Annotated in this window: 17 protein-coding genes; 11 read left to right on the forward strand and 6 right to left on the reverse strand. The window is 58.8% G+C overall.

Annotated elements, in window-relative coordinates; genetic code table 11:
- The first annotated feature begins 72 nt into the window (after nt 1-72).
- On the forward strand, nt 73-1,083 hold the full coding sequence (locus GFN93_RS14895; RefSeq protein ID WP_407921807.1) for an LLM class flavin-dependent oxidoreductase: 1,011 nt from the start codon (nt 73-75) through the stop codon (nt 1,081-1,083).
- Here the strand turns inward: GFN93_RS14895 and GFN93_RS14900 are convergent.
- Both GFN93_RS14900 and GFN93_RS14905 read right to left on the reverse strand, forming a co-directional pair.
- On the reverse strand, nt 1,032-2,753 hold the full coding sequence (locus GFN93_RS14900) for a S1 family peptidase (RefSeq protein ID WP_194285824.1): 1,722 nt from the start codon (nt 2,751-2,753) through the stop codon (nt 1,032-1,034). The genes GFN93_RS14895 and GFN93_RS14900 overlap by 52 nt on opposite strands.
- A gap of 76 nt (nt 2,754-2,829) precedes the next feature.
- Nucleotides 2,830-3,771, reverse strand: a complete 942-nt coding sequence (locus tag GFN93_RS14905; RefSeq protein ID WP_153502116.1) for a nucleotidyl cyclase domain-containing protein — start codon at nt 3,769-3,771, stop codon at nt 2,830-2,832.
- Between the two features lie 159 nt (nt 3,772-3,930).
- Between GFN93_RS14905 and ppc the strand changes: the two genes are divergently transcribed.
- Nucleotides 3,931-6,597 carry a phosphoenolpyruvate carboxylase gene (gene ppc / locus GFN93_RS14910; protein WP_328594749.1) on the forward strand — a complete coding sequence of 889 codons (2,667 nt, stop codon included), beginning with the start codon at nt 3,931-3,933 and terminating at the stop codon, nt 6,595-6,597.
- A 432-nt stretch (nt 6,598-7,029) separates the two neighbouring features.
- On the opposite strand, the gene GFN93_RS14915 is transcribed toward ppc, so the two are convergent.
- Nucleotides 7,030-7,272 (reverse strand): CDGSH iron-sulfur domain-containing protein, encoded by a 243-nt coding sequence (locus tag GFN93_RS14915; protein ID WP_153502290.1) that lies wholly within the window; start codon nt 7,270-7,272, stop codon nt 7,030-7,032.
- 422 nt (nt 7,273-7,694) lie between these two features.
- Here GFN93_RS14915 and GFN93_RS14920 point away from each other — a divergent pair, with 422 nt between their 5' ends.
- The 9 genes from GFN93_RS14920 to GFN93_RS14960 all read left to right on the forward strand — a co-directional run bounded on the left by GFN93_RS14920 (nt 7,695) and on the right by GFN93_RS14960 (nt 16,099).
- The gene (locus GFN93_RS14920; RefSeq protein WP_153502118.1) at nt 7,695-8,582 is read left to right on the forward strand and encodes a GNAT family N-acetyltransferase; all 888 of its coding nucleotides are present in this window, start codon (nt 7,695-7,697) and stop codon (nt 8,580-8,582) included.
- Complete coding sequence (locus GFN93_RS14925) at nt 8,582-9,361, forward strand: lysophospholipid acyltransferase family protein (protein ID WP_153502119.1); 780 nt, start codon at nt 8,582-8,584, stop codon at nt 9,359-9,361. The genes GFN93_RS14920 and GFN93_RS14925 overlap by 1 nt, the downstream gene beginning before the upstream one ends.
- Before the next feature lie 312 nt (nt 9,362-9,673).
- On the forward strand, nt 9,674-10,240 hold the full coding sequence (efpL, locus tag GFN93_RS14930; RefSeq protein WP_153502120.1) for an elongation factor P-like protein EfpL: 567 nt from the start codon (nt 9,674-9,676) through the stop codon (nt 10,238-10,240).
- Between the two features lies 1 nt (nt 10,241).
- Nucleotides 10,242-11,315 (forward strand): aminopeptidase, encoded by a 1,074-nt coding sequence (locus GFN93_RS14935; protein ID WP_153502121.1) that lies wholly within the window; start codon nt 10,242-10,244, stop codon nt 11,313-11,315.
- A gap of 231 nt (nt 11,316-11,546) precedes the next feature.
- A complete protein-coding gene (locus GFN93_RS14940; RefSeq protein WP_153502122.1) occupies nt 11,547-12,368 on the forward strand; it encodes a rhomboid family intramembrane serine protease in 822 nt (273 codons plus the stop codon).
- A 70-nt stretch (nt 12,369-12,438) separates the two neighbouring features.
- On the forward strand, nt 12,439-13,290 hold the full coding sequence (locus tag GFN93_RS14945; protein ID WP_153502123.1) for a TRAP transporter TatT component family protein: 852 nt from the start codon (nt 12,439-12,441) through the stop codon (nt 13,288-13,290).
- Nucleotides 13,291-13,298: 8 nt separating this feature from the next.
- Nucleotides 13,299-14,291, forward strand: coding sequence for a TRAP transporter substrate-binding protein (locus GFN93_RS14950; RefSeq protein WP_153502124.1), 993 nt, complete (start codon nt 13,299-13,301; stop codon nt 14,289-14,291).
- The gene (locus tag GFN93_RS14955; RefSeq protein WP_153502125.1) at nt 14,292-14,798 is read left to right on the forward strand and encodes a TRAP transporter small permease; all 507 of its coding nucleotides are present in this window, start codon (nt 14,292-14,294) and stop codon (nt 14,796-14,798) included. It begins immediately after the preceding gene.
- Nucleotides 14,795-16,099 (forward strand): TRAP transporter large permease, encoded by a 1,305-nt coding sequence (locus GFN93_RS14960; protein WP_153502126.1) that lies wholly within the window; start codon nt 14,795-14,797, stop codon nt 16,097-16,099. The genes GFN93_RS14955 and GFN93_RS14960 overlap by 4 nt, the downstream gene beginning before the upstream one ends.
- A 347-nt stretch (nt 16,100-16,446) precedes the next feature.
- Here the strand turns inward: GFN93_RS14960 and GFN93_RS14965 are convergent, their stop codons facing one another.
- The 3 genes from GFN93_RS14965 to GFN93_RS14975 form a co-directional block, all read right to left on the reverse strand.
- On the reverse strand, nt 16,447-17,214 hold the full coding sequence (locus tag GFN93_RS14965) for an NYN domain-containing protein (RefSeq protein ID WP_153502127.1): 768 nt from the start codon (nt 17,212-17,214) through the stop codon (nt 16,447-16,449).
- Between the two features lie 210 nt (nt 17,215-17,424).
- The gene (locus tag GFN93_RS14970) at nt 17,425-18,225 is read right to left on the reverse strand and encodes an SDR family NAD(P)-dependent oxidoreductase (protein ID WP_153502128.1); all 801 of its coding nucleotides are present in this window, start codon (nt 18,223-18,225) and stop codon (nt 17,425-17,427) included.
- Between the two features lie 14 nt (nt 18,226-18,239).
- Nucleotides 18,240-19,115: a fatty acid desaturase gene (locus GFN93_RS14975; protein ID WP_153502129.1), complete on the reverse strand. Its 876-nt coding sequence runs from the start codon at nt 19,113-19,115 to the stop codon at nt 18,240-18,242.
- Between the last annotated feature and the right edge of the window lie 2 nt (nt 19,116-19,117).

Below are 19,117 nucleotides of genomic sequence, written 5' to 3' on the forward strand. Positions count from 1 at the left end.
GAGGCCCCACTTCTGATGACAATTGCAGCGTTGATTGTCACGTCACACCTTTCACTGAATTTGCCTCCCGGAGTGTCCATGTCAACATCCATCCCCTTTTCCCTACTGGAGCTGGCCTCCGTCCGGGAAGGTGATTCCATCGGCCAGACGTTGGACAATAGTGTGGCCTATGCCCGCCATGCGGAATCGTTGGGGTTTCGGCGTTTCTGGTTGGCGGAGCATCATAATATGCAGGGCATCAGCAGCGCGGCTACATCGGTGCTGATCGGCCACATTGCCGGGAAGACGGAATCCATTCGTGTGGGATCAGGCGGCGTGATGCTGCCTAACCATCCGCCGCTGGTGATTGCCGAGCAGTATGGCACGCTGGAAATTCTCTATCCCGGTCGTATTGATCTGGGGTTGGGCCGGGCGCCAGGGACGGATCCGATGACCAGCCGGGCACTGCGTCGTGATGGCATTGGCGCGGAGCAGTTTCCTGAGGATGTGGCAGAGCTGCAGCGATTGCTCGGCCCGCTGGATCCCTCCCGTGCAGTGAATGCTATCCCCGGTGCGGGCACGAAGGTGCCGATCTGGCTGCTGGGTTCCAGCCTCTACAGTGCGCAGCTGGCGGCACAGCAAGGTTTGCCCTATGCCTTTGCCGGTCATTTCGCCCCGCGGTTGTATCGTGAGGCGCTGCGGATTTACCGGGATCAGTTCCAGTCATCGGCGTATCTGGATAAACCTCACGCCATGCTGGCGGTGCCGGCGATCGCCGCTGATTCTGTGGCAGAGGCGCGTTATCTCAGTACGACCAGTTATCAGCGCATTCTTGCCCTGTTTCGGGGGCAGCCATTGTGGATGCGCCCTCCGGTGGAAAGTATGGCGGGATTGTGGAATCCCCAGGAAGAAGCCGGAGTGAAAGGCTTTCTGGGCTTGCAGTTGCTGGGCGATGCGCCTGCGATTGAGGGCCAGCTTTCACAGTTGCTGGAGACGGTGGAAGTGGATGAGTTGATGGTGACGGTGGATTTGTACGATCCGGCCAAACGCCGTCATGCGCTGGATATCCTGGCAGCGTTGCCGCAGTTCAGAGCTCTGCCTTGAGGGAGTGGGCGGCGAAGGCCGAGTGCCGCCAATGGCAGTAACAGGCCGATCCACAGACTGCCACCGCCGCCACTGCTGCCGGAAGCGCTGGCCGTGACCCCGGTGCTAAAGCTGACGAGGACCTGTTTGAAAGTATCGCCGGAGGGAACATCCCGCTCATTCAGGGTGCCCTGAAAGGTGAGGGTGCGAGCAATGCTGCTGGGACTGCTGATCCTGAGGTTAATCACCTTTCCCGCACCGGGGGCCAGGGTGCCCAGTGGACACTGGACGGGGCTGGTGCCGGTACAGCCGAGAGTGGCGGCATTATCGAGATTCATGCCCACCGGCAGGGTGAACTGCACAGCGGTACCGGTGGCGGCGTTCAGGGTGGAGAGGTTGCGCAGGGTCACAGACACCGAGGCGCGATTGCTGGAGCTGCCGGTAAGGCGGGCGTCAAGCGCGATGTCAGGATTGTTGGAGAAGACAATGACTTGCTCGAGCCGGTTGTTGCGTCGGCGATAATCTTCCTGATCCGAACTGCCCTGGACGGCAACGGTGACGACCTGATCCTGGCTATTATTGCCGCTGACGCTCAGCGATTGGGTGCGACTCCCTGAGAGGCTGCTCACCGGCGTACAGCGATTGCCACTGAGCAGGCCTCCATTGCAGTTGCTCCATTGAGCCGAGGCCAGGGTGCCCCCCGACAGGGACAGGCTCAGTGTCGGGCTGGTGATCAGGTTGGCGCCTGTGTTCTCCAGTGTCAGGGTGAGTGTCTTGTTGTCGCTGGGGGTCAGGTAAAAGCGGTTGGGAGCAGGGAAACTCCAGAACAGGTTCAGGTCCACCAGGGGGAAGCCGGCTCCGGCGGTCAGTGCTTCAATCTCTGCGGTTTCAGCAGCCAGATGGGTATAGCCTCCGGGGGAGCCAGTGGCGCAGATCTGTTCGCCAAAGCTGGTGATGCCCGCCAGCCAGGGAGAGCGGTCGCGGCCCAGGAACAGCGGGCCGCCGCTGTCACCGAAACAGGTGTCCTGGTCTCTGCCTCTTACCGGGTTCAACTCTGCTGCACAAATGACAAAGTCCGAGATGGTGAGTGGCGATAAATCCCGGCATTGGCTGCGCGGAATGTAGTCCAGCTGGACTTCCTGCAGGTCGTTACTGATGCCGTTGCCGGTTTCGCCCCATCCCAGTGCGGTTACGGCCTCATCTCTTTGTGAGAAGGAGGATCTCTCCAGAGAGTTGTGGTCGTCCAGGGTAATGATGCTGGGCCATTCGCTGTTGCTTCGGGCCGGGATGCGGATCAGGGCAAGATCGTGATTCAAGCGAGCATATTGACGATGCAGCAGTAGCTGCTGGGCCTGTATGCCGCTGCGGGGGCTGTTGTTGCGGTCGCTGTCGCCGATGAATACGTAGACATTGCTGGCTTCGGCCGGGTCGCCATTGCTGTATTCCAGGCAGTGGGCGGCGGTGAGTATCCAGCGGGTACTCAGCTGGCTGGCGCCGCAAAGCAAAAAGCCGCCGGTGAGGTTGGGGTCCACGATGGCCAGCTGGGCCATCCAGGGCCAACGATTAACCGGCGCATCGGTGCCGCCGACAATTCTCGGGGTGGCAGTGGTGTTGTCTTCCGCCTGCGCAGCCGGCGCCATCAAGGCCACCTTGATGATCAGGCTGACAAGCAAAACCCGCAAACACGGCATGATCAGTCCTCTCCGGAGCATTCATGCAGTGTAGCGGGTCGCTAGTGCCGTGTGTGTGAAGGTGTGTATCGACTCGTCAGTGGATCGGTGCCGCGTGGGCCAGCCAGTGACTGTCTTCTTCCGTGGTACGGGCCATGCTCTGCTCAAGGTGCGTAAGAGCCTGCTCCAGCGCCACATCACCATCTGCGAGGGTCATCAGCGCCGCACGAAGCCCCGGGTGGCGGTCACGCAGGTCATGAAGCAGCTGCTCGGCTGCCGCAGTGGCAGTGCAGGGCAGCAGCAGCGCCAGCTGCGACTCATCGTAACGGGCTGCCACATCGCTGCGACGGATCCGCTGGGCCACCTGGTCAGCCAGCTGGGGCAGTTCACCATGCTGGATCAACACCAGCGTCAGGGGGGAAGAAATGCGGTCGTGCAGCGGTACCAGCCAGCCTGCGGTGCTCACCAGGGCTTCGCGGCTGATGAAGTCGGTATCCGGATCCCGCCAGGTGGCTTCCAGTGCTGCCCGGGCCAGCACCTGGTTGCGCCAGATCATCAAGCCAAAATACAGCATGCAGATACTCAGGGCGGCCACCAGAAACAGGCTGGCGGAACTGTCTGGGGTGGGGGCATAGCTGAGCCGGACGGGCAGCACGATGGCCAGCATGACTTCTGCCGCAGCCAGCATGACCAGAAACCGCTTCAGCCCGTGCAGCAGGCCATTGCTGAGGACCGCCACAAACAGCAGCGCCATGGTCGGCGGCGGGCTGCCCGCGTCCAGCAGCATCACCACACCCAGGGTGAGCAGGTCCATGGCGGAAGCGAAAGCATCACTGTTGGCCGGCCGCCAGAACAGCAGGCCAAGCTGAACCACGACATAGGTGAAAAACAGCAGCCAGGGCGTCGCCTGGGGCAGGGCGAAGTAAAACTGGTCCGTGTTGTGAAAGTAAAAAACGGCCAGCAATGCAAACAGCGCTCTGGCCAGGTATTGCATAAGCACGACACCTTGGTCAGACGTGATGCGGCTTGTTGTGCTCATAATACTGCGTCCCTGTGACTGAGGCGCCTATGTTGCGATAGCCAGACAGAGGAATAAAGATGCCTGCAGGGGTAATCTTGTTAAAACTGTTATGTGAAGCAATGAATGGGTCATAACAGGACATGTGCCACTTCTTATTTGCCACTCCAAGGAGGCAGCGTGGATCACAACGTGAATGCACCATTACGGGACAATGTTCGTTTATTGGGCGATCTTCTCGGTGAATGTCTGCGTCAGCAGGCAGGTGAGGACTTGTTCAACACCATCGAACAAATTCGCAAGGCATCGGTGGCTACCCGCAGTGAAGAAGGCGCGCCTATCTCGACCCTGAAGGATTTATTGTCGCCGCTGGATGACGACACATTGCTGGAAGTAGCGCGGGCTTTCAGCCAGTTTCTCAATTTGAGCAACATTGCAGAGCAGCACCACCGCGAACGCCTGCATCGCCAGCATCAACGTTATCCCGGCGATCCCGGTGGGGATCAGGGACTACTGGATGTACTGGCTCGACTGAAAGAGCAGGGCATTGAAGACGCCTCGCTGGGTGAAACCCTGCATGATTTGTCCGTGGAGCTGGTGCTGACCGCGCACCCGACCGAAGTGACCCGTCGTACCCTGATTCGCAAATACGACCAGATGGCGGACCTGCTGGGTGAGCTGGATCGCTCCGACCTGAATGATGAAGAGCGGCGTTCTCTCCGGGCCCGTTTGCGGCGGGTGATTCTGGCTGCCTGGACCACGGATGAAATTCGTCGTGAAAAACCGACCCCGGTGGATGAGGCCAAGTGGGGCTTTGCCACCATTGAGCAGTCGCTGTGGCAGGCCGTGCCGGACATGGTGCGGCAGCTGGAAATTCATCTGGCGGATCGCGGCTTGCCGCTGCCTCCTGCTGACTGGGCACCGGTGAAGCTGGCCTCCTGGATGGGTGGGGACAGGGACGGCAACCCCAATGTGACAGCGGTGGTGACCCGGGAAGTGTTGCTACTGGCTCGCTGGATGGCGGCGGATCTGTACCTGCGGGACATCGAAAACCTGTTGGCGGATCTGTCCATGGAGGCCGCCAGCCAGGAATTGCTGGCGGTGACCGGGCCCAGCCATGAGCCTTACCGGGTGTTACTGCGGGAGGTGCGCCGCCGCCTCAAACTCACCCGCCGGCAACGGGAAGCGCAGGTGGATGGCCTGCCAGTACCGGAAGGGGAAGGCTATCTGTTCCGTGAGCAGTTGCTCGAGCCACTCAAACTGATCGACCAATCCCTGCGGGCGGTGGGGCTGGCGGATATCGCCAACGGTGATTTGAAGAACACCCTGCGGCGGCTTAACTGTTTCGGCATTACCCTGTTGCGGCTGGATATCCGTCAGGAATCTACCCGTCACAGCGACGTGTTGGATGCCATTACCCGTTACCTGCAACTGGGCAGCTATCATGAATGGGACGAGGATCAGCGCCAGACCTTCCTCGTCAATGAGTTGCTGGCCCGCCGACCGCTGATTGATGACGCCTTCCGGCGCAGCGAGGAATGTACCCCTGAGGTCGCCGAGGTGCTGGATACCTGTGAGGTCATCGCCGAGCAGGGCAGTGAAGGTCTGGGGGCCTATGTGATTTCCATGGCCACCACCCCTTCCGATGTTTTGTCAGTGATGCTGCTGCAGAAAATCGCGGGTGTTACCGAACCCATGCGAGTGGTGCCGTTGTTCGAGACCCTGGCGGATCTGGACGGTGCTGAGCACACCATGCGTGCCTTGATGGGGATTCCTTTCTACAGGGAGCGGGTGGCGCAGGGCCAGGAAGTGATGATCGGCTATTCCGACTCTGCCAAGGATGCGGGATTTCTGGGCGCGGCCTGGGCGCAGTATCGCGCTCAGGAAAAACTGACCGCCCTGTTTGCCGAACACCAGATTCCGTTGACCCTGTTTCATGGCCGCGGCGGATCCATCTCCCGCGGTGGCGCACCTTCGCGAATGGCGTTGTTGTCGCAGCCGCCAGGCTCAGTGGCCGGACGTATCCGGGTGACGGAGCAGGGGGAAGTCATCCGCTTCAAGTATGGCAGGCCTTCGGTGGCTGTGTTCAACCTGTCCCAGTATGTGGCCGCCACCCTGGAAGCCACGTTGCTGCCGCCATGCTCGCCTCAGGCAGAATGGCGAGAGCAGATGCAGATCCTGACGGACGTGTCCGTGGCGGGGTATCGCGGTGTGGTTCAGGATGAGCCGGAGCTGGTGCGTTACCTGCGCACGGTCACACCGGAAACCGAGTTGTCACGGTTGGCGTTGGGCAGTCGCCCTGCACGCCGCAAGCAAGATGCCGGTATCAGTTCCCTGCGCGCCATTCCCTGGGTGTTTGCCTGGACCCAGATCCGTCTCATGTTGCCCGCCTGGCTGGGTACGGGCGGTGCACTGGAAGAAGCGCTGGCCGACAAGGAACAGGCGGAACGGGTGCGGGATATGGCTGCGCACTGGCCGTTCTTTCAGGGCGTGGTGGACATGCTGGAAATGGTACTGGCCAAGGCAGACCTGAATGTGGCGGCCTGGTACGAGCAGCGTCTTGCGGGTAACGATGACGGCCTGCAGCAGCTCGGCACCGTGTTGAGGGAGAAACTCACCAGCTGTGTGGCCGCGCTGGGTGGGCTCACCGGCAGGGAGGACTTGCTGGAAAACAACCCCGCCATGCGTTGGTCCATCCGGGTGCGTGATCCCTACACCGACCCGTTACATCTGTTGCAGGCCGAGCTGATGGCGCGTCTGCGTGAGCAGGATGGCGATGAAACGCTGGAAAGCGCCCTGATGGTGACTATTGCAGGGATCGCGGCGGGGCTGCGCAACACGGGCTGAAAAAGCAATTAATAGTGAATAATTAATAGTGAATAGTTGCGCGTGTGGCGGTGGTGGAGGCGGAAAAGGCTGTGCCCGCGCACCACTGTGGTGAGGTGCCGGAGGAGCCTGCCTGCAGGCGATCCTTTAGAGGGACGAACCGGGCGTAGCGATTCACGAGTACCGAGTTTCGAGTTGCGAAAGGCAAAATCAAAAAAAAACGTCTGTGGGGCTTAAGGTTTGGCCTTTCGAAACTCGTGACTCGCAACTCGCTTCTCATCCCTCGCTGTCGCTCGGATCGCCTGCGGGCAGGCTCCTACAAAAAGCATCTCAGCATCGTGGGGCGGAAATGCCTCTGGGCATCTCCGCCGTTCGACCGCCCGCTAACATCATGTTAGCGGCGCACACGCTTCAAGCAACAACAACCCAGGCTCGCGCGCTGTTCACTATTAACTATTCACTGATCTTGCTGTGGCTACCGTCGCACAGCATTCCTTTCCTGCTTTGTTTGCAGCCACAGAAAAACACGATGCAATCTTTTTTGGCGGTGAAGGCTTCGGGTTTGAAATCGGTGCCTTTATGGCTGCCATCGCAGAAGGGTTGATTGGTGCTTTTGCCGCAGGAACACCAATGAACGGTTTCGCCTTTTTTTACCGGTAAGGGGTAAGGCCATCGGGTGGCAAGAGGTTTCTTCATCGCAGATCCTGTTTTCTGAATTGGCGTTGAATGTTGCGGCAAGGCTTGATCGTAGAGAAGCGATTTGAGGTAGGAGCCTGCCTGCGGGCGTTCCGAGCGACAGCGAGGGATGAGAAGCGAGTTGCGAGTCACGAGTTTCGAAAACCCAACCCTCAAGATCCGCAGACCCCATGTTTTGATTTAGCCTTTCGCAACTCGAAACTCGCTTCTCGTAACTCGCTTTGCCCGGTTCGTCCCTCTAAAGGATCGCCTGCAGGCAGGCTCCTACGGCACCTCACCGCAGTGGTGGGCGGGCACGCCCCTTTCCGCACCCTCCGTCGCCGCACGCGCAACTATTCACTATTAACTGAATTGTCATCCAAGCGTCACTGGCCTGCCATGCCGACATACGACACTGCGACAAAATACCAGTGGAGTACGCCATGCTTGCGCAAGCCGCAGGAAAGATCAAAGCTCTGAGTCCGCAACTCAAGGATGCCCTGGCCAGGCCGTTTGTGGCCACGGCGGATATCCTGCGTTTTCCCCGTGAGCTGCGTGACCTGAGCGAAGCCGAAGGGCAGAACCGCTTCACCGCCTATTTCACCCGCTCGCGGCGGGAAATTATCAAGGTGCAGCGCATGCGCTACCGTATTTTCTCCGAGGAATATGGTGCCAGCTTCAGCGCGCCATTCGGACTGGATCGGGATCGCTATGACCGCCACTGCCTTCACCTGGTAGTCAAGGATAACCGTAGCGGTGAGATCGTCGGTTACACGCGGGTGCTACCCGGTGACCGCCTGCACCGAACCGGTGGTTTTTACTCCAGTGGCGAGTTTGACCTGAGCATGCTGAAGGGGCTCGAGGGGCGACTCGCGGAGATCGGCCGAACCTGCATCCATCCCGCTCACCGTAATGGTGCTGTGATCACGGTGCTGTGGGCGCGGCTGGCCCAGTACATGATCGAGAATGACATCCGCTACCTGCTCGGCTGTGCCAGCATCGCGCTGGGCGAAGGCTACAACGTGGCCGCTATCTGGCAACGCATTAATGAAAAGCACCTCAGTACTCAACCCCATCGGGTGGTACCGCACCTGAAACTGGAGACGCTGCCCGGTGATAGCGAGCAGGCCAGCGTAAAAATGCCTCCCCTGCTCAAGGCCTATGTGCGCATGGGCGCGCAGATCTGCGGCGAGCCATGCTGGGATCCGGATTTCAACTGTCTGGATTTCTTCGTGCTGATGGACGTGAATGATTTGCCTGCCCGGTATGTGCAGCATTTCATGCAGCAAGCGGATGCCCTGCCTTCGGTACAACCGGCTCAGGCCGTTTGATGTCCGGGGAAAGTCTGGCCGCACAGCAACAGGCTCTGGGTGGTACCTGGCCGCAAATCCGCCGCGTGATGCGTGTTGCACTGATCGTGGTGCATCTGGCCTGGGGCTTTCTGCTAGCGCTATGCCTTGGCGCCTTCCGGGCGCCACAGCAACCAAGAGTGCTGGCCGCCAAGCAGCGCTGGTGCCAGCGGTTCCTGCGCATTCTTGGTACTGAGCTGACCGTCACAGGCAGTCCTGAGGGCGGCAATGTGTTTCTGGTCAGCAATCATGTGTCCTGGCTGGATATTCCGGTGATTGCCAGTCAGCGGCATCTGTATTTTCTGTCCAAGGCTGAAGTGGGCGAGTGGCCCCTGATCGGATCGCTGGCCCGGGCGGTGGGCACCTTGTTTATCAAGCGTGGCAGCGGTGAGTCGGGTAACAAGGCCCGGGAGATTGCCGCTCGTCTGCAGCTGGGCCATACCGTGCTGGTGTTCCCGGAAGGCACCACCACCGACGGCACCTCGCTGCGCCGCTTCTTCCCGCAATTGTTTGATGCACCGCTGCTGGCGGACATACCGGTACAGCCGCTGGCGATTCGCTATCTGGACAGCATGGGGGCGCCGGATCCGGCCATGGCTTTTATCGGCGAGGACGAATTCCATCATCACCTTTGGGCCATGCTGCTTCGTCGAGAGGTCCGTATCCGGTTGCATTTCTGTGAGCCGCTGAGGGTTGACGGGGATCGCAAGGCGCTTTGTGAGCAGGCCCGGGAGCGGATCTCGCAGCAGCTCAAGGGCTGAGTCTTGTCGAAATTCCAGCTGTAGGAGACTCAACTTGTTGAGCGAACCATGCGCAGCATGGAATCGGCCAAAGGGCGATCCGGGAATGGGCATCTCCTTATTTCCGGGCTTGAGGTCTGGAAAAGCCCGTGACGAGTTTCGAAAACCTGACCCCCTTCGACTGCGGGTTTTGCTTTTCGCAACGTGAAACTCGCACTCGCTAACGCTCCCGTTCGCTCGCGGGGCTCTACGCCATGGAAATGCCCTGACCTGCAGCCTGCCGCCCCGGTTTGTTGTAGCATTGGCGCATCATCATTTCAGAGATCCCTTTCCATGACGCGCGCCAGTGAACTGAAGAAATCCGACGTTATTGAAGTCAACGGCACTCTCTATGCCATTCGCCAGATTGAGGTGCAGTCGCCCTCGGCCCGTGGCGCGGCCACCCTGTATCGGGTGAAAGCCAGTGCGGTGGGCGGCGGTCCCAAGTTTGAGGAGCGCTTCAAGGGGGATGAGGATGTCACCACCGTGGAGTTGCTGCGTCGCCCGGTGCAGTTTTCCTATGTCGATGGTGATGACTACATCTTCATGGACAACGAGGATTTCTCCCAGTACCTGCTCAAGCAGGACGACATCAGTGACGAGCTGGCCTTCATTACCGAAGACACGGAAGGGGTGCTGGCCCTGAAAGTCGGTGAAACCGTGATCGGCCTGGAATTGCCGGCATCGGTTGTGCTGGAAGTGACGGAGACCTCCCCGGCCATGAAAGCCGCTTCCGCCTCGGCGCGCACCAAACCCGCCACCCTGAACACCGGCCTGGTGGTTCAGGTGCCAGAATACATTGTGGAAGGAGAAAAGGTGCGGGTGAACACGGCGGAACGCAAGTTCATGTCCCGGGCCTGATATGCGGCGTCTTGCCTGGCTTTATATGCTGACCCTGCCAGCACTGCTGGCGGGGTGCCAACTGGGCTATTACAGCCAGGCCATGAACGGCCACTTTGCGCTGATGGGCAAGCGAGAGCCGGTGGCAGCGGTGCTGGCGGACCCGGATACGCCGGCAGAGGTGGCGGAGCAACTGGCCTTCAGTCAGCAGGTCATCGCCTGGGCGGGGCCGCATCTGGACCTGCCCGTGGATGACGTTTACCACCAGTACGTGGCCCTGGAGCAGGATGCGGTGCTATGGAACGTGCTGGCGGCGCCGCGCTGGTCGTTGACGCCAAAAACCTGGTGTTACCCACTACTGGGGTGTGTCAGTTACCGGGGCTACTTTGATCGTGCCCGGGCAGACCGGGAGGCCGCCGCGCTGGCCGAGGACGGTATGGATACCTGGGTGGGCGGAGCGATTGCCTATTCCACCCTGGGCTGGTTTGCTGACCCGCTCACCACGCCGATGCTCAACCGTTCGCGCCCGGCCCTGGCGGAATTGCTTATTCATGAGCTGACTCATCGTCGCATCTACATTGCCAATGACACCCGCTTCAATGAATCCCTGGCGACCCTGGTGGGCCGCGAAGGCGCCCTGGCGTATTTTGCGGATCAGGGCATTCATCTGAACGAAGAGGCTCTGGTTCAACGGGACAGGGCTGAGCGGGCTTTTATGGCTATTGTCGAAGATACCCGCGAGGCGCTCAGTCGGCTGTACGAAAGTAGTGAGGACCCGCAGTTGCTGGCGGCGGAGAAGGCCCGTATCCAGCAGCTGGCCCGGGAACGCTTTCAGCAGGAACAAACGGATACCCCGGCGTTGGCAGGTTATCGGGGCTTTTTCGACGGACCGTTGAACAATGCCCAGCTCAATGGTGTCAGTGACTATAATGGCTATGTCCCCGCGTTCGCCCGCTTGCTTACCCAGTGCCAGCGAGACTGGGACTGCTTCTGGCAGCAGGTCGATAATCTTGCCGACCTGACTGACGCCCAACGCAAAAAGGCGTTAGGGCCTGTTAAGGCTACCGAAATGGCCCCTGTTGAGTCCCAAAATTAGCCAATCCAGGCATGAGGAGTGATGTTTGGTTTATCCAAATGAGTGACGAATAACGACGAGTGGCGGATTTTGGGGCTCAACCCGAAGGGCTGATCCCTTTTTCCGCCCAGCAGAGCGCCATCCGATGTTTATGTAGAATGACTACACGTCACATCGGCTGACACTACTGGACGAAAAAATGCATTCAGCAGATGCCTTTTCGGTAGTCTTAACAGGCCCTACAGGACTTTCATGGAACTGATTCGTACCCCGCAACCGGAATTGGCCGACCTGATCCAGCGTACCCTGACCCGTAATGGCTTTACGGTGGAACGTAGCGAAGTGGGGGATCAGCTGGTGCTGTCGATTCCTGATGAGCATCAGTACCCCCATGCCCGGCAGTTGGTGCAGGAGCTGATTGGCGACCTCAAGCGCCAGCAGGGGCAGGTGGCGGTGGAACCGCTGACAGGGCGACCACAACCACTGCTGTCCGGCGGCTGGCTGGCCAGTATGGGCTGGGTGACTAAAACGATCCTGGTGCTCTGTGCGGTGATCTTCCTGACCCCGTGGTTGATCGGTAATGAGGTCTACAGCGCGCTGTTGTTCCCCAACAGTCTGTCCGGGCTGGCGGCCCAGCCCTGGCGGCTGGTTTCTCCCATGCTGCTGCATTTCTCCCTGCTGCATATCCTGTTCAATTTGTTGTGGTGGGCGGATCTGGGGCGTCTGATTGAACGGTTCCAGTCTTCCGGGCAGTTGCTGATGGTGACCCTGGTGACCTCGGCGGTGGCCAATGTGGCCCAGTTCCTGACCAGTGGCCCTGCGTTTGGCGGGCTATCGGGTGTGGTTTACGGCTTGCTGGGTTATTTATGGATCTATGGCCGCCTCAACCCCGGGGCGGGCTATGCCCTGCGCCGGGAAATCGTCATCTTCATGCTGGCGTGGATGGTGATCTGCTTTGTGGGCCTGTCCGGTGTGGTCGCCAATGCAGCGCACCTGGCCGGACTGGTCAGTGGCTGCGTGTTGGGTGGCATTTTCGGCCTGATTCGCCGCGGTTCGGCCAATGGGGCGGTTTGAGTTACCCCTGTGGGGCTGCTATAAAGACAGCCAAAACAATGACCATAATATGAAAGGACACCAGCGACCTATGCAGTGGCGCTTTCTCAAGGGGCTGGTCCCCACCTTCTTGCTGGCATCGGCATTTACACTTCAGGGCTGTTCATTGGCCCGGGTCGATGACAACCTGCCCTATGGCGTACTGAACAATAACGACCTTCAGCTGGTGGAGGACGGCCTGCCGACCTATCTGCTGATGGTGGATGGGCTGATCGAAAACTGGCCGGAAAGCGAGTCTTTGCTGGCCAGTGGCGCCGACCTTTACGGTGCCTACGCGGGCCTGTTCGTGAAAGAGCCTGAACGGGCCCGAAAACTCAGTATCAAGGCGCTGGACTACGGATTTCGTGCCGCCTGTGCCCGTGATGGTGACTATTGCGATCTGCGTGGCTTGAGCGTGCCGGAATTCGAAGCGCTGCTTGAGGATGCCAGCAAGAAAGACGTGCCCATGTTGTTCACCCTCGGTGGGGCCTGGGCAGGATATATCCAGCAGAACACCAGCGACTGGAATGCGGTGGCAGAGCTGGGTCGCGTGGAAGCGATCATGGATCGCGTGGTCGAGCTGGATGAACGCTATCAGTATGGTCAGGCCCACATGTATCTGGGGGTGCTGAACAGCATCTTGCCGGCTTCCCTGGGAGGCAATCCGGACAAGGCACAAGAGCATTTTGAAAAGGCGGTCACGCTGTCTGAGGGCAAGAACTTGCTGGCCCCGGTGCTGTACGCTGAAAAATACGCACGGCTGGTCTTTGACCGGGAACTGCATGATCGCCTGCTCAATGAAGTGCTGGAGGCAGACCCGGACGTCCACGGCCTGACCCTGCAAAATACCTACGCACAGCAACAGGCAACTGCGCTACTTGCCGATGCTGATGATTATTTCTAGGAGCTGATATGTTGCGTCTTGCGACGGTTCTGGTAGCCCTGCTGCCGCTGGTGGCTTCTGCCGCTACCACTACCCTTAAAATTTCCACCCTGTATCCGGATGGCACCACCATCGTTGCCGGCCTGAAAGATGCGGGCAAGCAGATCGCCGAGAAAACCGAAGGGCGGGTGAAGCTGAAAATCTACCCCGGTGGTGTGATGGGGGATGATCGCGCGGTGGAACGCAAGATCCGCATTGGCCAGCTCCATGGCCAGATCGCCCAGGGCGGCGCCTTCGCGTCTGCCTACAAGGACAGCCAGATTCTCAATGTGCCGCTGGCCTTCAATAACTACGACGAAGTGGATGCCGTCCGTGCCGAGCTGGACCCGGAAATCCAGAAAGGTCTGGAGGCTGGCGGCTGGGTCAGCTTTGGTCTGATTGATGGCGGCTTTGCTTACGTCATGTCCGAGAACCCGGTACGCAGCCTGGATGACCTGCGTGACCAGAAGCTGTGGCTGCCGGCCAACGACGAAGCGTCTGCCAAGGCCGCCAAGGCATTTGAGCTGTCGCCGATCATGCTCAACATCGGTGCGGTGCTGACTTCGCTGCAGACCGGAGCGGTGAATGCCTTTGCTGCACCGCCGGTGGCGGCACTGACCCTGCAGTGGTATTCCCGCGTGAAAAACGTGACCGACATGCCGCTGCTCTACACCTTCGGCCTGTTGGGTATCCACAAGAAATATTTTGACCGTCTCAGCCCGGAAGATCAGCAAACGGTGCACGAAGTGCTGGGGGCTACTTTTGCCAAGCTGGATGCGGACAGCCGTCAGGAAAACCTGAGTGCGTTCCAGGCGGTTCAACAGCAGGGCCTTACCGTGGTCAAGCCCACCGATGAGCAATTCAAGGAATGGAAGAAGTACGCTGATCGCGCCACTGCCGAATTGGTGGAAGAGGGCGAAATCAGCCAGGCCATGCTGGATCGTCTCAATTCCATTCTGGCCAAGCAGCGTGAAGGGCAGTAAATGACCGGTTTTCTGGGCGGCTTGCACCGCACCCTCCACCGCATCGAGGACGGCCTTATCGTGGCCGTCCTTTTGTTTATGATCCTCCTGGCGGTGGCGCAGATTGTGCTGCGTAATTTTTTCGGAACCAGCCTGGTGTGGATCGAGCCGTTGTTGCAAAACGCCGTGCTTTGGATTGGCTTGTTGGGGGCCATGATTGCCTCTCGCAAGGACGAGCATATCCGTATTGATGTGGCGTCCACCTTGCTGCCCGAGAAATACCATCCGATCCTGACCACGGCGGTGGATCTGTTTACGGCGTTCATCTGTGTACTGGTGGCCTGGTACAGCGTGGGATTCGTGATCGAAGAATATGAGTACGCGACTCCGGCCTTTGGCAACGTGCCCAGCTGGTTGCTGCAGGCCATTATACCGGTGGGCTTCTCGGTGATGGCGGTACGTTATGTGGCGCTGTTCGGGCTCGGCCTGTTAGGCAAGCGACCCAAGATGCAGGAGCCGGTGGCATGATTACCATCGCGATCCTTTTGCTGATCCTGCTGGCCCTGATGGGTGCCCCGCTGCATGCCATTATCCTGGGGGCGGCGGCACTGGGTTTCTACACCCTGGATATCGAGATGGCTGTGCTGCATATCGATATCTACCAGCTGAGTAATTCAGTGGTGCTGATGGCGTTGCCGCTGTTCACCTTTGCGGGCTTCCTGCTTAGCGAATCGAAAACCGCCGACCGTATGTTGCGTCTCAGCCAGGCGGCTTTCGGCTGGATGCCCGGGGGTATGGCTTTCGTATCGCTGATTGCCTGCGCCTTCTTCACCGCCCTGACGGGCGGGTCCGGTGTCACCATCGTGGCGCTCGGTGCCTTGTTGCTGCCGGCACTGGTGAAAGGGAATTATCCGGAACGATTCAGTCTTGGCCTGGTGACCTCTTCGGGCAGCCTCGGTCTGCTACTGGTTCCATCCGTACCGTTGCTGATCTACGGCATCATTGCCCAGCAGATGTCCCAGCAGCTGGACATGCCTTCGGTCGAGATTGTTGATCTTTATCTGGCAGGTCTGGTGCCGGCGCTGCTGATGATTGTGTTGCTGTACGGCTATTGCGTCTGGGCTACCCGTGGGGCAGCCAAGGCAGGGCACCCGATTCCCCGCCAGGCGTTCGATTTCCGTGAGCTGGTGGATGCGCTCTGGGAAGCCCGCTGGGAATTGCCTTTGCCCGTCGTGGTGCTGGGCGGCATCTTCTCCGGCTTCCTGGTTGTGAGCGAAGCCGCGGCCGTTACCGCACTCTACGTGCTGGTAGCCGAGGTCTTCCTGTACCGCGAGATTTCCCTGCGCAAACTGCCTTCGATCATGCGTGATTCCATGATCATGGTGGGGGGGATTTTGCTGATTCTGGCGGTGGCGCTGGCGTTCACGGATTATCTGGTTTACGCCGGGGTACCGGAAAAGCTGTTCACCCTGATCCAGACCCATGTGCAGAGCAAGATCGCCTTCCTGATTCTGCTTAATATCCTGCTGTTGTTGCTGGGGGCGTTGCTGGATATCTTCGCTGCCCTGGTAATCATGGTGCCGTTGATCCTGCCTGTGGCCCTGCGCTACGGCATCGACCCGGTACACCTGGGCGTGATCTTTGTGGCCAACATGCAGATCGGTTACATCACCCCGCCGGTGGGCATGAACCTGTTCATCGCCAGCTATCGCTTCAAGAAGCGCGTCACTGAGCTGTTCGCCTCCACGATCCCGTTCATGCTGGTGCTGATCGTGGCACTATTGATGATCACCTATATACCCCAGCTGAGTTTGTGGTTGGTACGGTGAGGCAGTGAATAGTTAATAATGAATAGCTGCGCGGGGAAGGCGTGGCGGTGATTGAAAAGTTAGAGGCCGCGCCCAGGCATTGGGCGCGGCCTCTTTCGTTTGGATGAACTGTAGACGCGGCGGTTATTCGCTGCGCTCACCCCTTCGGGGCCGTCTTCGACGTTCCTGCGCTTCGCTTGGTGAGCCGCGAACAAAAAGTTTCGAGTTCCGAGAAGCGAGTTTCGAAAACCAAAACCCCGGTTCTCGCAGGGGTGATTTTTGATCTTGCCTTTCGCAACTCGAACTCGTTACTCGCTGTCGCTCGGTTAGCACCTTGAGAGGTGCTCCTGCAGAAAGATTGCGTGGAATTATTTGCGAAGGGCTTTGACCAGAATCCCTTTGCCGGGTCCATTCTTGACCTCGAACCATTTTGGATAGGCGCGTAGCAGATCGCTGAGTTTCTTGTGGCCGTAGAGGCGGGTGTCAAAGTCCGGTTTGCGCTTGCTCATCAACTGTCCAACAGTACCCAGGTTGGCCCAGTCCTCTTCGTCTCCGATGGAATCGATGACATTGGCGATCAGTTGCAGGGGTGGCGGCTCCTTTCGTACCGGCGCTGGAGCGGATTCTGCAGGCGTCTCTTTGTTCTCATCCTGTGCCGGGCTGTGATCAGAGCGGAGCACCTCGGTTCGGATAAACTTGTCGCAAGCGGACACAAAGGGTTCTGGTGTCTTTTCCTCTCCGAACCCATACACCATCAAGCCTTCTTCTCTGAGTCGGGCTGCCAGTCGGGTGAAATCGCTATCACTGGACACGATGCAGAAGCCATCCAGCTGCTTGGTATAAAGCAGATCCATGGCATCAATAATCATGCTGCTATCGGTGGCGTTCTTGCCTTTGGTGTAAGCAAACTGCTGCACGGGCTGTACGGAATGTTTCAGCAGCACATCCTTCCAGCCTCCCAGGTTGGGGGCGGTCCAGTCACCGTAAATGCGCTTGACGCTGGCAGTGCCATACTTTGCGATTTCCTCAAACAAGCCATCAATGATCTTGTGCGACGCATTATCAGCATCAATCAATACGGCGAGAGAGGCGTGATCTGGATCTGCGGATCTCTGGGCTTCATACCTGATTGCCATTGCTCTTCCTTGTTTTTCGATGAAGTCAGCTTATCCCACATAAGCAGGTTTCCATAACCGCATGATGTCACCTCAAGCAGTACTCCTGCAGCATGTTTTCGGCTTCCCAAACCAAGGAGGCCGCACCCAGACATGGGTGCGGCCTCTTTGGTTACGGTACGGGCTAACCTGTCCCGCGCAGTTGTTAACGAGTCACGGTTAACTGCTTTTTCACTGCTCGTTTAACGATTTCTTGTGGACGTAGGCCGCCATGGTGCGCAGCGGCATCATGCGGATCCAGATACTCTGCAGGGTGATGGAGAGATTCGGCAGGGCGAAGACTTTTTTCTCGTTGAGTGCCTTGTACCCGGCGATGGCCACCTCTTCCGGGGTGTCGATCTGAGCGGAGACGAACTTGGTGATGCCGCTGGAGGACTGGTGCTTGCTCTGGGCGGTGTCCAGGAAAGCCGTCCTGGTCGTGCTGGGGCAGAAGCAGGTGACCTGTATGCCGTAGGGCTTCAGCTCTTCGTGCAGGGAGGCGCTGAAGTTGATCACGAACGCCTTGCTGGCGCTATAGGCGGCAAAGAACGGCATGGGACAGAAGCCCGCCAGCGAACCGATGTTCATGATCTGGCCAGTGCCACGGCCCTTCATGCGGTTGCCCACCAGCATGCACAGTTTACTGAGCAGGATGTTGTTCAAGGTGAGCATGCGCTCCAGCTTTTTGCTGTCCTGTTCGACGTGCTCGCCCATCATGCCGAAGCCCACATTGTTGACCAGTACATCCAGGTCGATCTTTTCCTGATCCAGCCAGTCGACGATCCTCTCCGCCGCATCCGGCTCGGACAGATCCATCTGCATGCCATGGTATTCCACCTCGGCACGCTGTGCCTTCAAGTCCTTGCCCAGTTGGTCCAGTTCCTCCTGCAGCAGGCTGAATACCACGATGCGGTAACCGTCGTTGTTGAACAGCTTGCAGAATTCACGGCCGATACCACCGGCACCACCGGTGACCAGTACGGTTCTTGTCATTCTTGTTCTCCTGATCAGACTTCGCTGGTTTGTTCTTTGGGGCCAAGATCAAAGGGGCCAATAATCATGCTGGCGGAATGCTCGCGGTGATACGCCTCACGTGCCCTCCATACCTTGCCATAGCGATAGAACGGTACGGTCGGGTAGAGGTGATGCACGAGATGGTAGTTCTGGTACATCAGGAGCGGGGTCAGCAGCCATTCCTTGCCCATGCGCATCAGGGACGTGGTGTTCGGGTCCACGTCCTGTCGGCCGGTATGGGGATAGTGCGGCAGCACCATGAACACCAGGCACATCAGGAAGAACGAGAAATAGGATGGAATCAGCCACAGCATCAGGGTGACATAGGGCTGCCAGATGAACAGGGCGGTCAGGGCGACACCGGCCACGATCAGTTCACGACGGATTTCGGCCACTTCCACGTTGGGCAGCTTCTGCGGATTACGCATGAAGTTGATCAGATAGATGAAGGGCCAGAAACCCCACAATGGCATGGTCCACAGGCTGCTGGCCATCCAGTGATCAGGGTCCTTTTCCGGGTCGTTGGCAAAGCGATGATGATGCATGTGCATGATGCGGAACAGCTTGCCTTTCCCGAACGGCACTGCCACGAAGGTGGCAATGGAAAGGATCAGGTCGTTGTGCTCGGATTTCTGGGCAGCAGCACGGTGAATGGATTCGTGGGCCGGGGTGAACATGACGTAGCCTGAAATGCTGTTAATGATCAGGCCTGCCCAGGCTGGCCAGTAACCGCCGATGACCATTACCCAGCTCATGATATTGGCGGCATGGGAGAGCACCATCAAGGCGATGGTGGGCCAGGCAAACTTCGGGGACACCTTCAGCTTGGCCAGGGTCTTGAGTTCTTCTGCTTCAGTTGTTGTGGTCATTG

Origin of the sequence: Alcanivorax sediminis (genome assembly GCF_009601165.1) — a bacterium.
Lineage (GTDB): Bacteria > Pseudomonadota > Gammaproteobacteria > Pseudomonadales > Alcanivoracaceae > Alcanivorax > Alcanivorax sediminis.